General features: G+C 48.8%; 22 protein-coding genes, 1 tRNA gene, 1 rRNA gene and 1 pseudogene. 19 read left to right on the forward strand and 6 right to left on the reverse strand.

Going from position 1 to position 22,005, the window contains the following annotated elements:
- The first annotated feature begins 28 nt into the window (after positions 1–28).
- The 3 genes from rrf (at position 29) to BUB67_RS13925 (ending at position 1,440) form a co-directional block, all read left to right on the forward strand.
- A 5S ribosomal RNA gene (gene rrf, locus BUB67_RS13915) occupies positions 29–145 on the forward strand.
- A gap of 16 nt (positions 146–161) precedes the next feature.
- Positions 162–236, forward strand: a tRNA-Asn gene (locus BUB67_RS13920).
- A 202-nt stretch (positions 237–438) separates the two neighbouring features.
- The gene (locus BUB67_RS13925; RefSeq protein WP_073240016.1) at positions 439–1,440 is read left to right on the forward strand and encodes a WD40 repeat domain-containing protein; all 1,002 of its coding nucleotides are present in this window, start codon (positions 439–441) and stop codon (positions 1,438–1,440) included.
- A gap of 92 nt (positions 1,441–1,532) precedes the next feature.
- On the opposite strand, the gene BUB67_RS13930 is transcribed toward BUB67_RS13925, so the two are convergent.
- From BUB67_RS13930 to BUB67_RS16675, 4 genes are all read right to left on the reverse strand, one after another.
- Positions 1,533–1,754 (reverse strand): TlpA family protein disulfide reductase, encoded by a 222-nt coding sequence (locus BUB67_RS13930; protein ID WP_333871570.1) that lies wholly within the window; start codon positions 1,752–1,754, stop codon positions 1,533–1,535.
- A gap of 72 nt (positions 1,755–1,826) precedes the next feature.
- A complete protein-coding gene (locus BUB67_RS13935) occupies positions 1,827–2,291 on the reverse strand; it encodes a thioredoxin domain-containing protein (protein WP_073240018.1) in 465 nt (154 codons plus the stop codon).
- Complete coding sequence (locus tag BUB67_RS13940) at positions 2,281–3,033, reverse strand: 4Fe-4S binding protein (RefSeq protein WP_238457067.1); 753 nt, start codon at positions 3,031–3,033, stop codon at positions 2,281–2,283. Before BUB67_RS13940 ends, BUB67_RS13935 begins: the two co-directional genes overlap by 11 nt.
- Before the next feature lie 88 nt (positions 3,034–3,121).
- A complete protein-coding gene (locus BUB67_RS16675; RefSeq protein ID WP_200798181.1) occupies positions 3,122–3,259 on the reverse strand; it encodes a CD1871A family CXXC motif-containing protein in 138 nt (45 codons plus the stop codon).
- Between the two features lie 278 nt (positions 3,260–3,537).
- On the opposite strand from BUB67_RS16675, the gene BUB67_RS13945 reads away from it, so the two are divergent.
- The 8 genes and pseudogenes from BUB67_RS13945 to BUB67_RS17460 form a co-directional block, all read left to right on the forward strand.
- Complete coding sequence (locus BUB67_RS13945) at positions 3,538–5,151, forward strand: DAK2 domain-containing protein (protein WP_073240019.1); 1,614 nt, start codon at positions 3,538–3,540, stop codon at positions 5,149–5,151.
- A 20-nt stretch (positions 5,152–5,171) separates the two neighbouring features.
- A complete protein-coding gene (locus BUB67_RS13950; RefSeq protein WP_073240020.1) occupies positions 5,172–6,008 on the forward strand; it encodes a DegV family protein in 837 nt (278 codons plus the stop codon).
- Between the two features lie 26 nt (positions 6,009–6,034).
- Positions 6,035–7,264: an MFS transporter gene (locus BUB67_RS13955; RefSeq protein WP_143157095.1), complete on the forward strand. Its 1,230-nt coding sequence runs from the start codon at positions 6,035–6,037 to the stop codon at positions 7,262–7,264.
- Between the two features lie 79 nt (positions 7,265–7,343).
- Positions 7,344–7,697, forward strand: coding sequence for a CGGC domain-containing protein (locus BUB67_RS13960; protein ID WP_073240022.1), 354 nt, complete (start codon positions 7,344–7,346; stop codon positions 7,695–7,697).
- A 338-nt stretch (positions 7,698–8,035) separates the two neighbouring features.
- The gene (locus BUB67_RS13965) at positions 8,036–8,875 is read left to right on the forward strand and encodes a zinc metalloprotease HtpX (protein ID WP_073240023.1); all 840 of its coding nucleotides are present in this window, start codon (positions 8,036–8,038) and stop codon (positions 8,873–8,875) included.
- A gap of 67 nt (positions 8,876–8,942) precedes the next feature.
- A complete protein-coding gene (locus BUB67_RS13970; protein ID WP_073240024.1) occupies positions 8,943–9,224 on the forward strand; it encodes a DUF503 domain-containing protein in 282 nt (93 codons plus the stop codon).
- A 66-nt stretch (positions 9,225–9,290) separates the two neighbouring features.
- On the forward strand, positions 9,291–9,425 hold the full coding sequence (locus tag BUB67_RS17255) for a hypothetical protein (protein WP_274377249.1): 135 nt from the start codon (positions 9,291–9,293) through the stop codon (positions 9,423–9,425).
- A 42-nt stretch (positions 9,426–9,467) separates the two neighbouring features.
- Positions 9,468–10,113 (forward strand): annotated as a pseudogene (locus BUB67_RS17460) (DUF362 domain-containing protein); the annotation flags it as partial.
- Positions 10,114–10,163: 50 nt separating this feature from the next.
- Here BUB67_RS17460 and BUB67_RS13980 read toward each other — a convergent pair.
- Positions 10,164–10,352 (reverse strand): hypothetical protein, encoded by a 189-nt coding sequence (locus BUB67_RS13980; RefSeq protein WP_073240025.1) that lies wholly within the window; start codon positions 10,350–10,352, stop codon positions 10,164–10,166.
- Between the two features lie 211 nt (positions 10,353–10,563).
- Here BUB67_RS13980 and BUB67_RS13985 point away from each other — a divergent pair, with 211 nt between their 5' ends.
- From BUB67_RS13985 to BUB67_RS14010, 6 genes are all read left to right on the forward strand, one after another.
- The gene (locus BUB67_RS13985) at positions 10,564–11,721 is read left to right on the forward strand and encodes a double-cubane-cluster-containing anaerobic reductase (protein WP_073240026.1); all 1,158 of its coding nucleotides are present in this window, start codon (positions 10,564–10,566) and stop codon (positions 11,719–11,721) included.
- 3 nt (positions 11,722–11,724) lie between these two features.
- Positions 11,725–12,498 carry an acyl-CoA dehydratase activase gene (locus BUB67_RS13990; RefSeq protein ID WP_073240027.1) on the forward strand — a complete coding sequence of 258 codons (774 nt, stop codon included), beginning with the start codon at positions 11,725–11,727 and terminating at the stop codon, positions 12,496–12,498.
- 118 nt (positions 12,499–12,616) lie between these two features.
- Positions 12,617–13,906, forward strand: a complete 1,290-nt coding sequence (asnS, locus tag BUB67_RS13995; protein WP_073240028.1) for an asparagine--tRNA ligase — start codon at positions 12,617–12,619, stop codon at positions 13,904–13,906.
- A 166-nt stretch (positions 13,907–14,072) separates the two neighbouring features.
- Positions 14,073–15,188 (forward strand): oxidoreductase, encoded by a 1,116-nt coding sequence (locus tag BUB67_RS14000; protein ID WP_073240029.1) that lies wholly within the window; start codon positions 14,073–14,075, stop codon positions 15,186–15,188.
- A 138-nt stretch (positions 15,189–15,326) separates the two neighbouring features.
- A complete protein-coding gene (locus BUB67_RS14005) occupies positions 15,327–15,743 on the forward strand; it encodes a 4Fe-4S dicluster domain-containing protein (RefSeq protein ID WP_073240030.1) in 417 nt (138 codons plus the stop codon).
- Positions 15,733–17,478 carry an aldehyde ferredoxin oxidoreductase N-terminal domain-containing protein gene (locus tag BUB67_RS14010; RefSeq protein ID WP_073240031.1) on the forward strand — a complete coding sequence of 582 codons (1,746 nt, stop codon included), beginning with the start codon at positions 15,733–15,735 and terminating at the stop codon, positions 17,476–17,478. The genes BUB67_RS14005 and BUB67_RS14010 overlap by 11 nt, the downstream gene beginning before the upstream one ends.
- 100 nt (positions 17,479–17,578) lie before the next feature.
- Here BUB67_RS14010 and BUB67_RS14015 read toward each other — a convergent pair whose 3' ends face one another.
- Positions 17,579–18,982: an MFS transporter gene (locus BUB67_RS14015; protein WP_073240032.1), complete on the reverse strand. Its 1,404-nt coding sequence runs from the start codon at positions 18,980–18,982 to the stop codon at positions 17,579–17,581.
- A gap of 306 nt (positions 18,983–19,288) precedes the next feature.
- Here BUB67_RS14015 and BUB67_RS14020 point away from each other — a divergent pair, with 306 nt between their 5' ends.
- Both BUB67_RS14020 and BUB67_RS14025 read left to right on the forward strand, forming a co-directional pair.
- Positions 19,289–21,484: a hypothetical protein gene (locus BUB67_RS14020; RefSeq protein WP_073240033.1), complete on the forward strand. Its 2,196-nt coding sequence runs from the start codon at positions 19,289–19,291 to the stop codon at positions 21,482–21,484.
- Between the two features lie 39 nt (positions 21,485–21,523).
- Positions 21,524–21,991, forward strand: a complete 468-nt coding sequence (locus BUB67_RS14025; RefSeq protein WP_073240034.1) for a DivIVA domain-containing protein — start codon at positions 21,524–21,526, stop codon at positions 21,989–21,991.
- The last annotated feature ends 14 nt before the right edge of the window (positions 21,992–22,005 follow it).

Below are 22,005 nucleotides of genomic sequence, written 5' to 3' on the forward strand. Positions count from 1 at the left end.
CCAAAGAATTACCCAAAAGCATAAAGTTTCTGGTGGCGATACCGGAGGGGGTACACCTGTTCCCATCCCGAACACAGCAGTTAAGCCCTCCAGGGCCGATGGTACTTGGGGCTCACGCCCCTGGGAGAGTAGGTCGCCGCAAGAATAAGTTTATACATTGATCCCCGATAGCTCAATGGTAGAGCAACCGGCTGTTAACCGGTAGGTTGTAGGTTCGAATCCTACTCGGGGAGCCAGTTAAAGGCTTCTGTATTTACGCAGAAGTCTTTTTGTTGTTTTTTTGTTTGTTGTTCGCCCGGCATGTTTGTCGAGTCGATGGGTTGCAAGAAACCCTGTCACCTAATAAGACAAACGACATTCTTTTTTTATAATTTGAGATATTATTCTTTTCCGCTTTGCATAAAATATTGCGAATATCTATGTAAGGCGGTGGCATAAATGACCCGGACGAGGGTTCTGTGGCAAACCAATTTAGATGTTCCTCTGCTTGTGGAGGCCGGAAATATATTTGCTCGCGAAAAAAGGGATTTAGTAGTTGCCGGTGGTTCAAGGATATTTGTATATACGCCACTAAATGAAACTTATCAATTAGCAGCCACTGTCGATGTAAATCAACCTATACTTAGTTTGTCAGTTGGCTTGCCGGCTTTTACTACAGACAATATATTGGTTGGGATTGCAGACAGGATCATTGCCTACGGCAACCGGCAAGGAGTGATTACACAGCTGTGGCAAACGGAACCGGAGACAGGAGCAAACTTTACGGATATGGTCCTGGCGGATGTGGACGGAGATGGAAGAGAAGAAGTGGCTGCCATTGCCGGTGGCAGTAATACCTTATATGTTTATCTCCTAACGGGGCAAACCGTACAGGCGCTACGACCTGAACTGTTAGCAATCAGACAACTTCAGGGAGCGCCCCGGAGTATTACAGCTTTTCGGCCGAACCCCGATAAACCTTCATTTCTGGCCATTTCCTATAACATTAATCAGAGAGCAGGAATCATGACTCTATTTATTACCGAAACAGGCTTTCAGGAAGGACCTGCTATCGCGGATTTACCTTATCAAATCCCGGATTTATCTGCTGCAGACCTGTTGCCGGGCCCTGGCGAGGATCTGGCTGCGGCCGGCAGCGATGGTTCCGTAAGATTATTTACTGCCAATGCTAGGCTGGTCACCGCCCTGGTGACAAAAAACTTAGGCAGCACCGTTACGGCAGTAGCCGCCAAGCCTACCCAGCAGGAGAACGCAGTGTTAGTTGCAGGAACCCCGGGCAGTTATGTTTTTGGTTTTTCCAGTCCGGGCATCACTGATGAGCCAAACTGGGCCTTCAAGGCAGGAGGACCGGTCAAGGATGTTGCCATTATTGATGGGCAGAGAATCGCTGTAGGAAGCACAAACGGCGTTTTGCAGGTATGGCAGGTCCAGCAACCGTAGAAAACCAATTAAAATATGGCGGTATTCTGTTGCGAAAATGTTCAACCCCACAGCTTATGCCTATGTAGCTGTGGGGTTTGAATATAAATAATTTAAAGGTGTTTTTCCACCAGTTGACTGAATTGTTCCAGGGTATGAAAACCAACCAGATGCTCCACAATCTTACCGGAACGATCCACAAGAATGGTTTGGGGAACGCCAAAAATATGTTGGGCAAAGCTGCCGTCATCCTTGAGATGGGGGAAGGTGGTGCCGGTTTCTTTTACTGCCAGCTGAGCCCACTCTTCCCGCTGGGGATCCAACAATAAGCCCATCACTGCTACACTCCGATTGGCAAATTTTTTATTCAGTCCTTCCAGGACTGGCATCTCTTTGATGCAATACCCTCAGGTGGTTGTCCAAAAATTAATAAAGGTTAGTTTATGACCGGTGATAATGTCAGATGCACAGGTTTTATTCCCTTTAAGGTCAGGAAGAACAAATTCCGGCAGGGTGGCTCCCACCTTAATAGAAATATCCCCCCGGGTTAAGGTCGGTGTTTTTGGCTTGTCGGGTTCCCTGGGTGCAGTGGATTTACTGCCTTCCACCGTTGGCTTACCGGGTTCAACGGGGGCATCGGTGCTTTTGCTGTCCGGTTGTGCTGCCTCCGGTCCGCCTTTTACTTCCGGAGCAGGGGCGGTGGGACCAGTCGGTTCCTCTGTTTTCTCAGCAGCAGGTTGCTCGGGCTTAACTGGTTCCAGGGTACCGGTGGATTTTTTACCGGCATCCTGGATGGGTGAAGCAGGATCACAGCCCACCAGATTGACGGCTACTGCCAGTGCAAGCCCTATTGTTAGCAATTTACGCCTCAAAGTTTATACCCTCCTTGGTTGTATGGCCTGCATATTTAAATTGAATGGCTCCCGTGGGACAGGAGTTTGTACATTTTAAGCAGCGGATACATTCAGGATGATTGGGTTCAGCCGTTACGGGCAGTTCCATGGGGCAAGCGGCTGAACAACGCCCGCATTGGTTACACTTGTTTGGATAGAGGTGAATTCTAAAAAAGCAGTAGCGATTAAAAAAGGAATAAAAGGCCCCCAGGGGACAAAGGGTTCTGCAAAAGCCCCGGTATATCAGAGAGACAAAAAGCAAAATGGCTAACAGCCAGAGAATTCTCCACCCAAATAGCGCGCCAATGGCGGTCCGAATGGGAGGGAAAGAAAAATACAAGGGGATGGCTGCTTCCAAGGTACCGGCAGGGCAGAGCCACTGACAGAAATAAAGAACGCCAATGCCCGTTGATGTTGGTATGAGGGGGATCAATAGAACGCCGGACAGTAAGACGTATTTAATTTTGGTACACCAATTAGGTAAAGAAAACTTTGGCGTGGGCAGTCGGTAAAGCAAATCCTGCAAAAAGCCAAAGGGACAAAGCCACCCGCAGGAGAGTCTACCCAAGGTGACGCCGAATACCATTAACAAACCAAAAACGTAAAAGGAGAAATGATAAGCAAGACCGGCAGCCATGGCTTGTAATGAGCCGATGGGGCAGGAGCCAACGGCCCCGGGGCAGGAGTAACAGTTCAGGGATGGCAGGCAGATTGCCTTCAAAGGCCCCCTGTATATGGTGCCATTTAAAAACCCAGGCAGATAACTGTTAAAGCCAAGGGTGGATAAGGTTTGGACAACGCTTCTCAGGCTAGCCAATGCCGATACACTCCAAACATATTTGGATGGCCTTCTGAAGTACCTCCATAACCTCTCCCTGGTAGATGCCAAAGCCAATAAAGGTAATTCCAATGAGCAATAATATTTTTGGAACAAGTTCTTTTTTCATAACAATCTCCCAAAAAGTGGTGTTTTTACAGTTTCGACACAGAAATGATACTTCCTGCTATTACCCTCGTTATTAAATAAAGGAAACTACATTGGGTAAAAAATCTATAAATGTCAAACAAAACCGTATAAATAACCAGGGACAAGATGCCATTATGTTTTTTTTGTTACCGGAAGGAAAGTTTGAACGAAACGAGAATTTTACCTAATTGGAGTTTTTTATGCAGTTAATATAATACATTTATTTCAGCGAGATTTACTTTATCTAGGAGGATCCCTGTGAGCTTATATTCATTTGACGGACAAGGTTTGAAAAAAATGATTCTGGGCAGTACAAATTTACTGGCCCGGCATAAATCTGAAATAGATGCCCTGAATGTTTTTCCGGTTCCTGATGGGGATACCGGGAATAACATGTATTTAACTTTGCTGGCCGCGGCAAAGGAAATACAGAATTTGGATACCACCCATATCGGTGAGGTGGCTGAGGCGGCTGCCCAGGCCTGCCTTATGGGCGCCCGGGGCAATTCCGGCGTGATCCTTTCCCAACTGGTGCGAGGTTTTGCCAGGGCACTGGAGGGAAAGGAGAAGGCCAATGCTTTGGAAGTTGTTGAAGCATTGGAAGAGGGAGCTAAATTGGCTTACCAGGCCGTCATGAATCCCGTTGAGGGCACCATGCTCACCGTGATGCGGCGCAGCGCCGAAGCTGCCAGAACAGCCGTCCTGCGAAAATACGACCTGCTCAGGGTCATGATTATCACCCTGCGGGAAGCACGGCTGGCCTTGCGTGAAACGCCTGAACTTTTGCCGGTTTTAAAAGAGGCGGGCGTGGTGGATGCCGGGGGCCGGGGTTACGTAGTAATATTAGAGGGCATTCTTAACGTATTAAAGAGGGTGGAAGACTTTTCCCTTTTAAAGGATTTCACCGCCCGGCAGGAAGACAAGTTTTCCAAGGGACTCACTAGGGGACTTGATACCGAAATCCACTTTACTTATTGTACCGAGTTTTTGGTGAAAGGTTCCAATATTCCTTTGGATACCTTGCGACACGAATTGGTTCCCTACGGGGATTGCCTCATGGTGGTTGGTTCCGGCCAAGTGGCCAAGGTTCATATTCATACCAACCACCCGGGGCTGGTGTTGGAAAATTGTTTGAATTACGGCTCTCTGCATGAACTGGCCATTCATAACATGAAGGAACAACATCAACAACGAAAAAAGGAATCACTGCCTGAAAAGGAAGTCGGCATCGTTACCGTCGGGACCGGGGAAGGTATTATCGATATCATGAATAGTCTTGGTGCGGATACCGTGGTGGTAGGCGGGCAAACCATGAACCCCAGTACCGAAGAAATCATGCGTGCCATCAAGGGAGTACCCGCCCGGGGCGTACTGGTGCTGCCCAATAACAAAAACATTATTTTAGCTGCTGAGCAGGCAGCTAAAATGGTGAAAGACAAGGAAGTCAAAGTTGTCCCCACCCGTACCATTCCCCAGGGTTTAAGCGCCCTGCTGGCACAAAATCCCACCGGCAGCCTGGAAGATAATTTTCAACGGATGTCCGATGCTGCCCGGTCCATTGTAAGCGGGGAAGTGACCAAAGCCGTTCGGGAAACTACCCATAACGGGTTGAAGATTCATCAGGGCGATTTGATCGGCATTGCCGAGGGAGCTATTGTAACTGTCGGTCAGGACTTGGCCCGGGTGGTTAAGGAACTGGTTGATAACATGCTGGATGAGGACCATTCTCTGGTGACTTTGTACTACGGGTCAGACGCAGGGCAGAGTGCCGAAAAAATTGTTGACAATCTGAAAACTCATTATCCGGATATAGAGTTTGAACTGCATTACGGCGGACAGCCGTTATATCATTTCATTCTTTCTGTGGAGTAAGGTTAAGGGCAGGTGATGTCATGCCACCGGTACGCATTGTGACAGACAGCACGGCAGATTTGCCGGAAGACTTATATCAAAAATACAGCATCAGCAGAGTACCGTTGAAGGTCTTGATTGGAACGGAGATTTACCGTGATGGTATCGATATTACTACGGAGCAGTTTTACAACCGCTTACAGCAGGGGGAGATGGCCGGCACCTCCCAACCTTCCCCCGGTGAATTTGCACAGGTCTTTGAATCTTTAACGGCAGACGGTTCCCAGGTGATTTGCCTGACTTTGTCAAGCCAATTCAGCGGCACCTACCAGTCAGCCAGATTGGCTGCCGGTATGGTAAAAGGGACAGTAGAAGTGATCGATACAAAGTCGGCAACCCGGGGAGTCGGTTTGATGGCCATGGCTGCATCCCGAGCGGCGGCCGAGGGAAAAACCTTGGATGAGATAAAGGCTTTGGTTCATGGTTTAATTCCCAAAATGAAGGTACTTTTTTTAGTTGATTCACTGCATTACCTTGAGCGGGGCGGTCGGATCGGTAAGGCCCAGGCTTTTCTCGGTTCTTTGCTCAATATTAAACCCCTCCTCTGTGTTAAGGACGGGATTGTCTATCCCTATGAAAAAATCAGGGGTAAAAATAAGGGGCTGGAAAGAATTATCCAGATTGCCGAACAGGATACCGGGGGTGCCGAAATTGTATGCGCCGTCGTTGACGGGAACGACCCGGAGGCCCGGGAAACCTTGTACCAGAAGGCAAAGGAGAGGCTAAATTGCCGGGAAATTTGGCAGGGGGACATCGGGCCGGTCATCGGAAGTCACGTGGGTCCGGGGGTAAGTGGAATTATTTATTATAGAGCGTAAAAATGGGCCGGAGCAAAAAGGATTTCATGCAAAGAATTTTCGGATCTTCTGCCCTGGCAGCCCTGAGGCACCGGAATTTCCGCCTGTTTTATTTTGGCCAAATGATATCCGTTATCGGGTTTTGGATGCAAAATGTAGCCCAGTCCTGGGTTGTATTAGAAATGACCAACTCCCCTTTTCTTCTGGGACTGGTGACCTTTGTCCAGTTTGTGCCTAACCTGGCTTTTTCTCTGGCGGCCGGCGTATTTGCGGATCGCTTTCCCAGGAGAACATTAATTGTCGGAACTCAGACCGGTTTTATGCTGCTGGCTTTTTTATTAACTGTTTTAAGCGGCACGGGAGCTCTCCGGTACTGGCATATCGTTTTTATAAGTTCCTTTATGGGCATCCTCCATGCCGTGGATATTCCGGCCAGGCAGGCCTTTCTGGTAGAAATGGTAGGACGTGAGGATTTAAGTAACGCCATTGCCTTAAACTCTTCCATGTTTAATGCCGCCAGGGTGCTGGGACCGGCCCTGGGAGGCATGGTTTTGGCCAGGTATGGCGCCACCACTTGCTTTTTAAGCAATGCCGTCAGTTACCTGTTCGTCATTGCCGGTTTGTTGGTAATGACCATTGATAAAAGAGTTATTAAGCAGCAAAAGAAAGATATGCTGACTCAAATAAAGGATGGCATTAATTACATTAAAACGACTCCTACCGTCTTAATTCCCATGGCTCTCCTGGCATCCGTAAGCATCTCTGCCATGAACTTCGGCGTGCTGGTTCCGGTTTTTGCGCGCACCGTTTTGGGGCAGGGACCGGAGGGCTTCGGGGTTTTGGTATCCTCCCTGGGGACCGGTTCTCTGGCCGGCGCCATGGTCCTGGTGGTGTTTGGCAACAAGTGCAACCAATTGAAATTTCTTTGGGCGGGGGCCGCAGGGTTGTCGCTGTTTCAAATTTTACTGGGGCAAATGCAGTGGTTCTGGCCTTCGGCAGCGTTGCTGGCGGGGGCCGGTTGGAGTATGGTAAGCTTAAGTGCATCCGTCAACAGTATTATCCAAATGCAGGTGCCGGACGAACTGCGGGGCCGGGTCATGAGTATTTACTCTTTGTCTTTTATCGGTTTGTCTTCTGTCGGGGGCATGCTGGCAGGGGCTGTAGCCAGGTGGTTTGGCGCCACCGTTGCTTTTACCGCCGGTGGTTCCCTTGCCCTGCTGGTTACCCTGTGGCTGGCAAGGCGCTGGCATTTGGCAAAATGCTCCTATGGCAGCTAAAAAATATTTTATCAGAATGGAAGCAGGTTTTTTCCCTTTGGCAGAGAATACCTACTGTAATACTTAATGGAGGTGTTCTATGAAAAGGGTTGCCATCTTTACCTGTAAAAAGATTCGAGATATTAGTTGTGTGGCCTGCCTCAAGTGCTTTAAGGCCGCAGAGCTAAAGGACGGGGAATTTGGCCGTTACAATGACGAGGTCAAAATTGTGGCTATGACCAACTGTGGCGACTGCCCCGGGTTGGTAATGCCCCGCGCCCAGCTTTTACTGGAACAGGCGGATTACCTGGAGCGGGATATTGATGCTGTGCACATTGGTACCTGTATGGTAAAAGCAGTGCAAACTGCCGGCTGTCCCATTGACCTGGAAGGGATTAAAAAGAAACTGGAAACCAAATTCAAAGAAGTGGTCATCGGTACCCACAATTATTAGAGTGGATCACAGGTGCAGGCCCAAAGCCTGCACCTATTGACAACCTTGTTACCTTAGTATAAACTTTGGTTAAAAGGGGAGTAGCCCGGATGAACGAAGTCAACAGTACGGTGTATGCGACACCTGGCTTCGTTGTTGGATCTTCCAATGGCAAGACCTTTAACACAGGGTTCTTATATTTTAAGAACTTTGTGTTAAAGGTCTTTTTCTATTATCTTGGGCCATATTATGGAGGTGATAGGCCATACTAACAGATAAGGATTAATTGGCAGGATTTTATTCAGGGTTATTAGAATATTATTCCATTAGCTACAATTTTAATAAGGAGGGAATGTAAAATGAACAACCTGAAAGCAATTTTTCTCATGGGACTCTTAAGCATAATCCTTGTTCTCATTGGCCAGGCCGTCGGCGGTCCCAGGGGCGCCACAGTTTTCCTTTTAATATCTCTGGGAATGAATTTGTTCAGCTATTTTTACAGTGACAAAATGGCCATTATGATGACCCGTTCCCAACCGGTATCCGAGCAGGAGGCGCCGGAATTATATGCCATTATCCGTAGACTGGCCAAACGGGCCGGTCTGCCCATGCCCAAAGTCTATATTACCCCATCCCACCAGCCAAATGCCTTTGCCACCGGTCGTAATCCCCAGCATGCTGCGGTGGCGGTAACCGAAGGCTTGCTCCACCTGTGCGACCGCGATGAACTGGAAGGGGTGCTGGCCCATGAACTGGCCCACATAGCCAACCGGGATATTCTGGTAAGCACCATTGCCGCAGCTTTTGCCGGCGCCATTACCTGGATTGCTAATATTGCGCAATGGGGAGCATTGTTCGGCGGTATGCGGGGCGATGACGAAGAAGGCGGCGGTATTGGCGCCCTGGTGTTGGCCATGGTTGCTCCCATTGCAGCCACCATTATCCAACTGGCCATTTCCCGGTCCCGGGAATACGGCGCCGATGAATTGGGCGCCCGCATTGCCGGTAAACCGGACGGTCTGGCCAATGCCCTGTTGAAGCTGGAACGGGCGGCACACCTCATTCCCATGCAGGTGAATCCGGCGGCATCCCATATGTTTATTACCAACCCGCTGTCCGGGAGATCCATCGTGAACCTGTTCAGCACCCACCCGCCCATTCAGGACCGTGTGCAACGTCTTCTTCAAATGAGATTTTAGTGTTTTCCATGGGCGCCCCTCCGGGGGCTGCCCTTGTTTCATAGCAAGAGCTGAAGAGGTGTGAGAGTTGATTGTAGGCCTGCTGACGGTGGAACTGCACATTGGGTGGGCTACCACCCTGAAGGATAAAAGGAGGGTATTAAAAAGCATCGTAGACCGGGTCCGCAGTAAATATAACGTTTCCATTGCCGAGGTGGACAACCAGGATCTCTGGCAGCGGGCTACCCTGGGCGTGGCGGTGGTAAGCAATGAAACAAGCCATGTTAACCAGATGTTGGAGACCGTCGTACGATCCATCGAGGCCAACGGTGAAGCGGACTTGATTCATTATTCGGTGGAGATACTGTAACAATTGCCTAAAGCCGCAGAATAGGATATCCTAATTTAAGGAAAGGATTGGTAGGAGGGATTCCGATTGACCCGCGTGGAACAATTAGTCAAGGAGATTGAGGATTTAACCTTTGAGGAACAAAAGATGCTGTTTGACCTTCTGGCCGATACCTTAGATACATTTGGTTGGATTAAGCTAAATGACATCAACTTTTATTAATCACGAGGCGATATGAGACAGGGGGAATTTAAGTAAGATTGAAAGGGGCATGAATTAACCGGCTACGGCGTCGTTCTGAAGAATATTGGCATGGGCCTTGGCTCCCGCAGCGGCAAGCAGATGATGCACTCGGATGTGCGACCCGCCATTAATTTGGAAAAGTGTACCGGCTGCAGTAAATGTCGCAAGTGGTGTCCCGGGGGAGCCATCACCCTGCGGGAAGAGATAAGAAGTCCTTTATCTTGGAAGAACACTGTATCGGCTGCGGTGAATGCACAGTCAGCTGTCCCTTTGGGGCCATCGCCATCAACTGGAAAACAGAGGCTGATGTTATTCAGGAAAAAATCGCCGAGTATACCCTGGGTGTCTTAAAGCACTATCCCGGCAAGTGCGGTTTTATCACCTTTATGAATAACGTTTCGCCGGAATGCGATTGCTGCGGCTGGAACGATGCGCCAATTGTGCGGGCATCGGCATCCTGGCATCGCTGGACCCCGTTGCCCTGGACCAGGCCTGTATCGATTTAATCAACCAGGAGCACGGTCTGCCGGGCTTCCGCCTGGAGGGCCAGCCTCACGGTTCTGATAAGTTCCGTGCCCTCTGGCCCTATGTGGACTGGACCCGCGGGTTGGAGTATGCTGAGAGCATCGGTCTGGGTACCCGCAAATACGAATTAATCAAGATTTAAAAAATAAAAGCCTCCCATGGTGGGGGGCTTTTTCATTTCAGTTGCCTTCATTAGGTGCTCTCGTATTTTTCACGGACATACTTTCGAGCGTCCTCTTCGGTAGCAAAACCGCTCACCCGGTGACTGTCCAATACGTTTTGCCAGTTGTCCACAACATCTTCAATGGGTTTGCCGGCGGGTACAATCTCGCACTGGTAGTGAAGGTGGCCCTTCAGACGGTAGCAGATAATATCGAGCAAAAACAGTCCCCTCCTTTAAGGAAATTATACCACAGGGCAGGAAGAAGTAGAACTTCCGGTGCATTTTAGGTTTGACTAGGTTAAATACGGAAAGTTATATCTATCCGGGGTAGTATGAAATAATCTAATACTTTGTATAAAAGGAATATCGTCTTTGGGGGGCTAATATTGTTCAGAGGGTGCCTAAAATAAAATTTTGGAGGAAATGATGATGAGACCCCAAAATATGAAGATTTTTGATGAACTGCGCAATTTAAATGTTCTCACGGTGCAAAATGCCAAGCGGGAAGGAAAGAAGGTTGTGGGCTGTTACTGCACCTTTACCCCCCAGGAACTTATTCTGGCTGCCGGCGCGTATCCCGTAACCCTGTGCGGTACCCGCCAGGAACCGGTGGCTGCTGCGGAAAGGGACCTGCCACGAAACCTATGTCCTTTGATCAAGTCCAGCTACGGTTTTGCCATTACCGGCAAATGCCCCTATTTTGAGGCGGCAGACCTGCTGGTGGCAGAAACCACCTGTGACGGCAAGAAAAAAATGTATGAACTGATGGGTAAAATAAAACCCATGCATGTCATGAAACTGCCTCACAGCCCAAAGTCTGAGGAAGCGCTGGCCGCTTGGACCAAAGAAATGCATGTATTAAAGGACTGGCTGGCTGAAAAATTCGAAGTAGAGATTACCGAAGAAGATATTCGCAAGGCGATAAAACTGATGAACCGGGAAAGGGAAGCCATGCGCCGTTTGCATGCCACCACCAAAGTAAAACCCTCTCCTGTCAGCGGTGTAGATTTGCTTGTCTCAGTTTGGACCAAAGGCTTTAATATTAACAAAGAGGATGGCATTAAGTTAGTTGAAGATTTAACGGCGGAAATTGAGGAAATGGCAGCCCGGGGGCTCAGCCCCTTTACCAGTGAAACCCCGCGCATACTTTTAACTGGCTGTCCCGTTGGCTTTGGTTCCGAGAAAGTTGTGCGGTTGTTGGAAGAAAGCGGCGCTTCGGTGGTGGCCTTTGAGAACTGTTCCGGTTACAAGTCTCTGGACAGGCTGGTGGATGAAAATCCCAACAAAGATGTCATGACAGCCCTGGCCGAGAAATACCTGAGCATTCCCTGTTCCTGCATGTCTCCCAACGAAGGAAGGTTGGCGTTAATCCATAAACTGGCCAGGGAATACCAGGTGGATGCTGTGGTGGATTTAACCTGGCAGGCCTGTCATACCTTTAATGTAGAGGCCTTTGTAATCCGTGATTATGTACAAAACCAGTTGAATTTACCGTATATGCACCTGGAAACGGACTATTCCGAATCCGATGTAGAACAACTGAGAGTGAGGGTTCAGGCTTTTCTGGAACTCATCCAGGGGGAATAAAGGATGATTACTGCTGGTATCGATGTAGGTTCAGTTTCCACAAAGGTTGTTCTTTTGATGGATGACGAGATTCAATATTTAGTTCGTCCCACCGGGTGGAGTCCCCGGGATGCCGGTTTGAACACCTATAAAGAATTGCTGGCAGCCGCGGGTTGCAAGGACAGTGAGGTTCAGTGTAAAGTGGGCACAGGATATGGCCGAATTTCGTTGGGCTTTATTGATAAGGCGGTGACAGAAATCCACTGTCATGCCCGGGGTGCCGGCTATCTGGCAGGCCGCGGGGGACTGGTGATTGATATTGGCGGTCAGGACAGTAAGGCCATTGTGATAAATGATTGCGGAAAGGTGCTGGACTTTGCCATGAATGATAAGTGCGCCGCCGGCACCGGCCGTTTTTTACAGGTGATCGCCGCAGCCCTGGGTGTTGACGTAAGCGAATTGGGAGAACTGGCCCGGGGACGGCAGCCTCTGGAGATTAACAGCATGTGCACGGTTTTTGCAGAATCGGAAGTAATCAGCCTGCTGGCCAAGGGTGAAGATAAAAGAGATATTATCGCCGGTATTCACCGCTCGGTGGCTAGGCGGGTTTGGGGCATGGCCAGCCGTTTTGCTCCCGCCGGTAAGGTTATCTTTACCGGTGGCGTGGCCAAAAACCGGGATGTACGAGAGCGGCTGGCCCTAGAATCGGGGTCTGAAGTCATTGCCCCGGAACTGGGTCAATTGGCGGGGGCCCTGGGGGCCGCCCTTTATGCCAGGGAACTGGCAGCCAAAAAGTAATGCGCAGTGTAAGGAGTCCGTTTTAGGGACTCTTATTTTTTAAGATTGTATAGATTTAACACCCCAGAGAATGATAATATTATTGAGGAAAACATGTAACTTGAGGTGAGACAGGCCGATGCAGAGCATATTGATTAAACATCTGGGGAAACATGTGGGCGAAGAAGTAACCGTTCAGGGATGGTTATACAACAAGCGCTCCTCCGGCAAGATTCAATTCCTTATTGTACGGGACGGTACCGGACTTGTTCAGGGGGTTTTAGTTAAAAAGGAAGCACCTGAACTTTTTGATTTGGCCAAGGGCATTACCCAGGAATCTTCCATCAGAGTGAAGGGAATTGTCCGGGAAGAACCCCGTTCCGTGGGGGGCTATGAGCTCACGGTAACAGGACTTGAGGTCATCAGCATGGCTGAAGAATATCCCATTTCCCACAAGGAGCATGGTGTGGACTTTTTAATGGACCGCCGTCACCTGTGGATCAGGACACCCAGGCAAAACGCCATACTGAGAATACGGGCGGAAATTGAACAGGCAGCCAGGGACTTTTTCCATCAAAACGACTTTACCCTGGTGGACAGCCCCATCATCACCCCGGCAGCCTGTGAAGGAACCACCACCCTCTTCGAACTTGACTACCACGGTGAAAAGGCATATTTATCCCAGAGCGGCCAGTTGTACAACGAAGCTTCCGCCATGGCGGTGGGACGGATGTACTGCTTTGGTCCCACCTTCCGTGCCGAGAAATCCAAAACCCGCCGGCACCTGATGGAATTCTGGATGATTGAAGCGGAAGCAGCCTTCTTTGACCATGAAGACAATATGAAGCTGCAGGAAGAACTGGTGTATTTTATTATTCAGCGGGTGCTGGAGCGCAGGCGAAAAGATCTGGAGTTCCTGGGCAGGGATATCAGCAAACTGGAGGCCATTCAATTGCCTTTTCCCCGACTCAGCTATACCGAGGCTGTGGAACTTCTCAAGAGCAAGGGAGAGGAATTTGAATGGGGCCAGGACTTTGGGGCTCCCCACGAAACCATTATTTCCGAAAGCTTTGACGCGCCGGTCTTCATCCACCGTTTCCCCGCCGAGATTAAAGCTTTTTATATGAAACCCGACCCGGAAGATCCCAGAGTGGTACTGGGGGCTGACTTGATTGCTCCGGAGGGGTATGGCGAAATGATAGGCGGCGGCCAGCGTATTGACGACCTGAAGCTGTTGGAACAGAGAATTGAGGAGCATAAATTACCCAGGGAAGCCTTTGAGTGGTATCTGGATCTGCGGCGCTACGGCAGTGTACCCCACTCGGGCTTTGGGCTGGGGCTGGAGCGGACGGTGGCCTGGATTTGTAAGCTTGACCACGTCAGAGAGACCATCCCTTTTCCAAGGATGTTGTACCGGGTATATCCATAGACAAGTCACAGCCCCTGGGGGATTGCACACCCGGGGTTGTTCATATAGAGACGTATGAAAAAAGGAAATTCGCTCACCTTAAAGTATATCTCAAAAGGAAAAGAGGCATATAACAAAGGCAGTAACATATTTATCCATAAATATAAAAGAGAGGGAGTGGAATAATTTGGAAATATTATTTAGTCCGTTTATACTTCAAGGCAAAGAATTAAAAAACAGGCTGGTTTTTGCTCCAACCACCACCAGTTTTGCTACCGAAAAGGCCGAAATTACGCCTAAATTGGTTGACTACTACCGGCAGCGGGCGGAAGGTGGCGTTGGCACCATCATTATGGAACCGGGAGTGATAAGCCCCCGAGGCAAACTAACTGCCCAATCCATGGGAATTTATTCAGATGATGCCATCCCTGCTTTGAGTGGGATCACCAAAATTTTTAAAGATAACGGGGTGACTGGCTTTATTCAATTGGCTCATTCCGGGCCACGGGGCAGGGCGTCCTTTTTAGGAGAAATGCCGGTATCCCCTTCGGCAGTCCCTTTTTTCAAAGACGAGCCCACCTGTGAGCTTACCAAAGAGGATATTGATCAGATTGTGAAGGATTTTGTGGCCGGCGCTGTGCGAGCCTACCAGGCCGGATTTGACGGGGTAGAATTGCATGCCGCCCATGGTTACCTGCTGAGTTGTTTCCTGTCGCCTATCATGAACCGGCGCACCGATGAATACGGTGGCTCCAACGGAAACCGGGCAAAGATCGTGGTTGACATCATTAAAGGGATTAGGGAGCAATTAGGGGATAAGATCCTGATCAGTGTTCGTTTTAACGGTAAGGAATATGGCGAGGAAGGTTTGGATACCGGTGACGCTGTGGAACTGGCCGGCATTTTTGAAGCTGCCGGGGCGGACCTGCTGCATGTTTCTGCGTTGGAGGTGGAAGTACCGTCTCTGGTGGGTGCGGCTGCCATACCTGCCACTTCCGCGCCGGGTAAAAGCCATCCCCACGGGTATTATTTAAGCTATGCTCGCCGGGTTAAAGAGGCCGTTAAGGTCCCTGTTATTGCTGTGGGCAAATTGAACAACCCGGAAGTGGCCGAAAGGGCGGTGGTGGAAGGTGATTGCGATCTGGTGGCCCTGGGTCGCAGTCTCATTGTAGATCCTAGCTGGCCCCAAAAAGTAAAATCCGGTATTACGCCGGACCAATGTATATACTGTAACACTTGCTTTAAGGGTATTGCCCGGGGTGGTTTGATCTGTGCGGTTAATGAGGAACTAAAGGCAAAATAAGCCGGGTTGCCTGTTCGCTGTTGTAGCCCCAAAACCTGGGGCTTTCAACTTTCTCAAAGTAGTTGACATAATTTATTTACCTGTGGCAGTATGAGGTAGACGGGCAGTTGTCTGTCCAGCTTATTAGGGGGGTGGAGCATGGCGAAAATACTTCACGCAAAATACATGGCCAAGTGTATTGGTTGCTATTCCTGTATGCTTGCCTGTGCAAGGGTAATCAGGCATAGTTTTTCTTTATCCAAATCTGCCATTCAAATCCGTACAGCCGGGGGGTTGCAAAGCCGGTTCCTGGCAGATATATGCCGGGGCTGTCTGGATCCTGCCTGTGCCAGGGCCTGTCACTGCGGGGCGCTGCTTCCGCGGTCCGGCGGCGGAGTCAAGTTCATACCTGACAAATGCATGGGCTGTCAGGACTGTGTGGATGCCTGCGTGGTAAAAACAATACGTTTTGATCATGAAAGCAACAAACCCGTTATCTGCATCCAGTGCGGCACCTGTACCCGTTTTTGCCCCCACCAGGTTATCACAATGGAGGAGAGAGAGGATGGCAGGTAAACGAATCATCAGAGTGCTGGATATTGATTTAACCGCAGAAAAGATGGAAACCATACGGCGTGAGGACCTGGCCCCCTATATCGGGGGAATCGGGGTGGCTGCCAAGCTGTTTTCCGAACTGGTCCAACCGGATAAAGACCCCATGGACCCGGAACAGCCCATTATCTTTGCCAACGGCCCCATGTCAACCATCTTTCCGGTGGTTACCAAAACCGTGGCGGTATTCCGTTCTCCCCTGACCGGTGAATGGGGTGAAAGTTATGCCGGTATGCGACTGGCTCTGGCCATGCGTATGAGCGGTTTCCAGGCCATCGTCATACGGGGCAAAGCGGCACGTCCCGTTTACCTTTCCATCGGCAATCATGGCGTACGTTTCAAAGATGCTTCCGCCCTGTGGGGACTGACGGTATCCGAAACCGGCAGCATTTTAAGGGACCTGGAACCCGGCCGGGGGCACCGCAGTTGCATCCGCATTGGGCCCGCCGGGGAAAAAGGAGTCCGTTTCGCCAATGTCAATGTGGATACCTACCGCCATTTCGGGCGGCTGGGTCTCGGGGCTTTATTTGGCTCTAAGAATTTAAAGGCTATGGTTGTGTACGGCGAGAGGGAAGAAAAGATTGAAAACTTTGCCAAGTACAACCAGGTCTATAAGGAGATTTATACCAGGGCTGTGACCACCGATATCATGGATAAATACCATGGCCTGGGCACCGCCATCAATGTAAACGGCCTCAATCATTTGAATGGTTTGCCCACCCGGAACTTACAGCAAAGTTCCTTTGAACATGCAGAAGTCATCGGCGGGGAGAGCTTTGCGGAACAAAGCCTGGTTCGTAAAATGGCCTGCGCGGGCTGTCCCGTGGGTTGTATTCATATCGGTCTGCACCGCAGGGAATTTGGCCCGGGTTACGACTATGAATCCAAGTACCTTTCCTATGACCATGAGTTGATCTTCGCCTTGGGTTCCTTCCTGGGCATGTCCACCCAGGATAAAATCTATCAACTGATTGATGCTGTGGAGGAACTGGGGCTGGATGCCATCACCGCCGGTGTGTTGCTGGGCTGGGTTACCGAGGCTTGCCAAAGGGGCATCATCAGCGAAGAACAGCTGGGGGTCAAGCCGGAGTTTGATAAAACAGAGCCTTACCTTGAGATTTTAAGAAGGATCGTTCATCCACCCAATGAACTTTATCAAATGCTGGCTTTGGGTGCCTATGCCGCCGCCCAAAGGTACGGCGGACAGGAATATGCCATGACCCTGGGAAAAACCGAGATTGCCGGCTATCACACAGGCTATGCCAATATTTTAGGCCAGGCGGTGGGGGCCAGGCACAGCCACCTGGACAATGCGGGTTATTCAGTGGACCAAAAGTTAAAGAACAAATCCCCCGAGGAAAAGGTGGCTGCTTTAATTAAAGAAGAAAAATGGCGCAATGTATTAAATTGTCTCACCATCTGTCTCTTTGCCCGGGAAATTTACCAGGTGGACACGGTCATCGCCGCCCTGGACTCCATTGGCATTTCGGTCACAGCTGAGGAACTGGAGAAACTGGGCCATGATATTTTTGAGATTAAGAATACCACCAGAAAACAGTTGGGTTTTGCGTTTAACAACTTGCATACTCCCGAACGATTTTTTGAGACCGCCAGCCTCACCGGGAAATTAGACAGACAGCAATTTGAAGAAATGTTAGACCTTTATCAAAAGCAAATTGGAGTACATTCACAACGATAAAACTTATTTGCCGATGAGCATGTCTTTATTCTAAAAAGTAAAGGGTTTCAGAATTTCACTGAAACCCTTTACTTGCCAATCATCATAGAAGTTCCCAAGCCTATTTAACATTTGCTTTTTCCAAACCAGAGGGTTTCTTTCCCCTGGCCAGAGAGGCAAAGATCCCTGTGAAACAAAGAATAGTAAAAACAATAAAAGCTGTTTTAGTACCCTTAACCAGCAGGTCTGCAGGAGCCTGACTTAATTTAACATTACCTACGTAAAGGGCCAACAATAAGGTTACAATAGCCATGCTTACGGCCTGGCCGGTAAGTCTCATGGTTCCCAGCGTGGAAGAGGCCACACCATAAAATCGTTTTTCTACCGAGCCCATAACTGAATTGGTGTTGGGCGAGGAAAAAAGGGCAAAACCCGTTCCTAAAAGAACCAGATTTATAATCATCAACCAGAGGGGGGTACTCCCATCTAAGAAACAAAAAATGAACAGTCCCACAGTGGTCAGCGCCATTCCCCAGGAGGAAACCACCCGGGGGTCCGCACGGTCTGAAAGGCTACCGGCAAAGGGGGATAACAGTGCCATAATAACGGGCTGGGAAAGCAAAATAAAGCCCGCTGTTTGGGAATTAAAGCCCAGGACCACCTGAAAATAAAGGGAAAGTAAAAAGCCCACTGCAAAGGTTGCACAATAGTTAATGAAGGCTGCCAGGTTGGAAAAAGCAAAAACCGCATTGTTCTTAAAGAGACTTAGATTTAAAACAGGTTGTTTCACTCGTAGCTCATACTTAACAAATACCAGCAGGATCACAAGCCCGAAGAACAATAAATACCTGCCCCATGCCGAAGTGGCAATGGAGGAAATACCATACATAAAGGCTACCAGACCAAAGGCATACAGCACTGCTCCGATAAAATCATATTTTTCTCCCCGGGCGCCCGCCCATTCCCCTGACAGTTTTGTAACAGTTAACAGAAATACCATCACGGCAATCAAAGAAGTGAAGTGAAAAATTGACTGCCAGCCCAAATGATGATTCATAACGCCGCCAAGCACCGGTCCGAGGGAAAGCCCGGTATAAACGGTTGCCACATTAATACCCAAGACCTTACCCCTTTCCTGTGGCGGAAAAACAGAAGTTAATATGGCCATGCCGGTACCGAAAATCATGGCGCTGCCGATTCCCTGGATAACCCTGAAGGCGATTAAGGCCTCAACAGACCAGGCAAACCCGCACAAAACAGAGGACAACAAAAAGAAAAGAATTCCCAGCGTAAAAATCTTTTTGCGTCCTACAATATCCGCCAACCGGCCAAAGGGGACTAAAAAGGCTGCTGAAGCCAGAATATAGCTGGTAGCAACCCAGCTTAGCAGCAGTGCGTTGCTGTTAAATTCCTTTCCAATGGAAGGAATAGCCAGGTTAACGGCACTGCCCATAAAGGGTGTTAAAAAAGAGGCCCCGCAAGCCGCAAGCAAAGTGTATTTTTTTAGGGCGGCATCCTGTTCCATACAAACCCTCCTGACCTTGTCTTTAAAGGAATTTTAGCATAAACAATATTTGTATGTACAATGATTATATACTAACTACTATAAATGAGCAAATTTAATAACATTTTCTTCGAAAACGCACGGGGACGGTTCTGTTGAGTCGTTTTTTTAAGATTCAAGAGGAGAACGAAATTGCTTTTAAACATTTTATACTATGAACAACTTGTAATGATATAATAAAGGGAACCAAAGGATTATTTTGTCAGAGAATCCTGCAAAATGCATTACAAATTACGTTATAACATTTTTTCACGAGAGGGCTAGAACATGTTTAAGCCAAAAACACCTTACTTGTTAGGTTTTTTCTTGTGTTTAATCCTTCTGCCCGGGTGTTTTCCCAGTAATCATCACACCAAGACACCCCAGGAGTATGCTGAAAAGGACGGCATAAAGATGGTGGCCCGTACCGCGGGGCGTTATCTGGAGGTCTATTCAGAAAGTACCTGGCATCGCTTACCGGTTAAAGGGGTCAATATTGGAACCGCCCTGCCCGGACGCTGGTTTACGGAATTTCCGGCCAACAAGAGGATTTATCTTGAATGGTTTGAACAGATCGCGAATATGAATGCCAATACGATCCGTGTTTACACTTTGCTGGACCCGACTTTTTATGAGGCCCTCTACGAATTTAACATGAGACCCGGCGGACCAAGATTATGGTTGCTACAGGAAATCTGGCCGGATGAAGATGTCCCGGATGGTAATTTGTATCAAAATACTTACGTAGAGAATTACAGGCAGGAAATTGCAAGGGTCATCGATGCAATTCACGGTTGTGCGGATATACCCGAGAGAGCGGGGAGGGCCTGGGGGACATACCGTGCAAATGTTTCTCCTTACCTGCTGGGCCTTATGGTGGGACGGGAGTTGCTTCCTGAGGAAGTACACAGCACAAATGAGGCCAATCCAGAAAAAAAAGAATATAACGGCAACTTTATAAGAGCCGGTAATGCCAGTGCCTCTGAGGTATGGCTGGCAGCAATGTGTGATTTTGCAGTAAGTTATTCAGTTGATAAGTATCGCTGGCAGATGCCGGTGGCCTTTGTCAGCTGGCCTACCCTTGACCCGCTGAAACATACAACGGCATATATGCAAGGGAAGAATCCCGATGATGCCGAAGAAATAAACCCGGCCCACCTGTTCCCCGGTCCAAAGTCACTGGGAGGGTTGTTTGGGGCCTATCACATTTATCCCAATTACCCGGATTTTATCTATCGAGATGCCAGGTATGCCAGATATACCGATGAACAGGGGGTATTCCGTTACGGTGGGTATTTAAAGCATTTTATGGAAGTACACCCGCCTTACCCGGCGCTGGTGGCAGAGTTTGGCATGTCAACCTCCCTGAATACGGCTCACATGCACCCGGAAGGGCTGCATCACGGCGGTGTCAGTGAAAAGCAACAGGGTGAAATGATTGCCCGGATGATGAAAACCATTATGAAAGAAGGATATGCCGGGGGGAGCATTTTCCAATGGGCTGACGAATGGGCCAAGAAAACCTGGATAACAGAGCCCTTTATGATACCCTATGAACGACATATCTACTGGCATAACGCTATGGACCCTGAACAAAATTACGGTATTCTGGCCTGTGAACCACCCTTTCATCCTTTGGGCAGTGAGTTTGATTTAGTCTGGCAGGCGGATCACAATGACCAAAATATTATTTCAGCTCTCTATGCAAAAGCGGATGCCGCCTATCTTTATCTGATGGTAGAACTAACCGGCCAAAGGGGGTTAGAGCTTTTCGCAAAAGAGAAAGAATTAGCGTTATCCATTGCCATTGATACCTTTGGTCGGCAGAATGGGAGTAACAGGTTACCGCTGCAAGGATTACCGGCATTGCCCAGCGGGGCGGAATTTTTACTGCAGATAAGTGGTTCCGGCGGAGCCCGCCTGCTGGCAAGACCGGATTATAACCGGTCTGTTCCTAAATTCATGTCAAACCCGGGGAAAGATCCATCATTTATACCTGTACGTTCCCTGGTTAACCGCCGGCAGGTGTCGCTGCAAGATGGCACAATCCATCCGGAAATCTATGCGGACGAAAGCAAACTTCATTACGATAATTTTGATCCAGCCAGCACGGACTATGACTCACTGTCCCACTGGTTTGTTGATGATTCCGGACGAAGATTATATATACGACTTCCCTGGCTGCTTTTAAACGTGGGAGATCCCTCTTCTCACCTGGTTCTCTACGACCAACGGCCGGTTATCCCCCAAAAGGACAATAGGATTGAGAAAAATCAAATAGGTTTTAAAAAGACCGAGGGATTTCTGTTCTATGTTGCTGTAACAATCGACGGTAAATTACTGGATTACCAGCCCAGAGCAGGAGAGGATTTTAAGACAGGCATAAGTCCCTACTTGTGGCCCGGCTGGGATACACCGTCCTACCGGACCCGGTTAAAACAAGGTTATCAACAGGTGGCTGAAACTTTCGGTTCAATAAAATAAAAAATAAAATAGAAAATGAACAACCGGAGAGTGATGAACATGGTTAAATCATTTAATAAAACTTTGTTTGGTTATAAGCCCGGCGAGGTCCTCAATGAGATAGAAAAAATGGACAAAGAACACCAGCAAAAGGTCACTTCCCTTCAGGAGGAAATTGCAAAGCTAAAAAATGAACTGACAGAATCTCGGGAAAGGGTAGCGGCCTTAGAACAACAGTTGCAGGTATATATCGACCGCGAGCATGCCATAGCAGATGTTTTGATCACTGCTCAAAAAAATGCCTCCAGGATTGAAGAAGAGGCCAGGGAAACGGCTCAAAGGATGCTGGAAAAAGCTGAGGAAGAATTACAGAAAAAACAACAGGAACTGGAAAAGTTGCGCCAGAAGGTACAGCATTTCAGGCAAGAGTTTGGAGAAATCCTTGAAAAATACAAACAATCCTTAGATACGATGGAAGGCTTAACCGGTCAGGTTTTGTATTTACCGACCTTAGCTGTTAAGCAATAGCCGGGTAAAACCTT

This window comes from Desulforamulus putei DSM 12395 (genome assembly GCF_900129195.1).
GTDB classification, from domain to species: domain Bacteria; phylum Bacillota; class Desulfotomaculia; order Desulfotomaculales; family Desulfotomaculaceae; genus Desulfotomaculum; species Desulfotomaculum putei.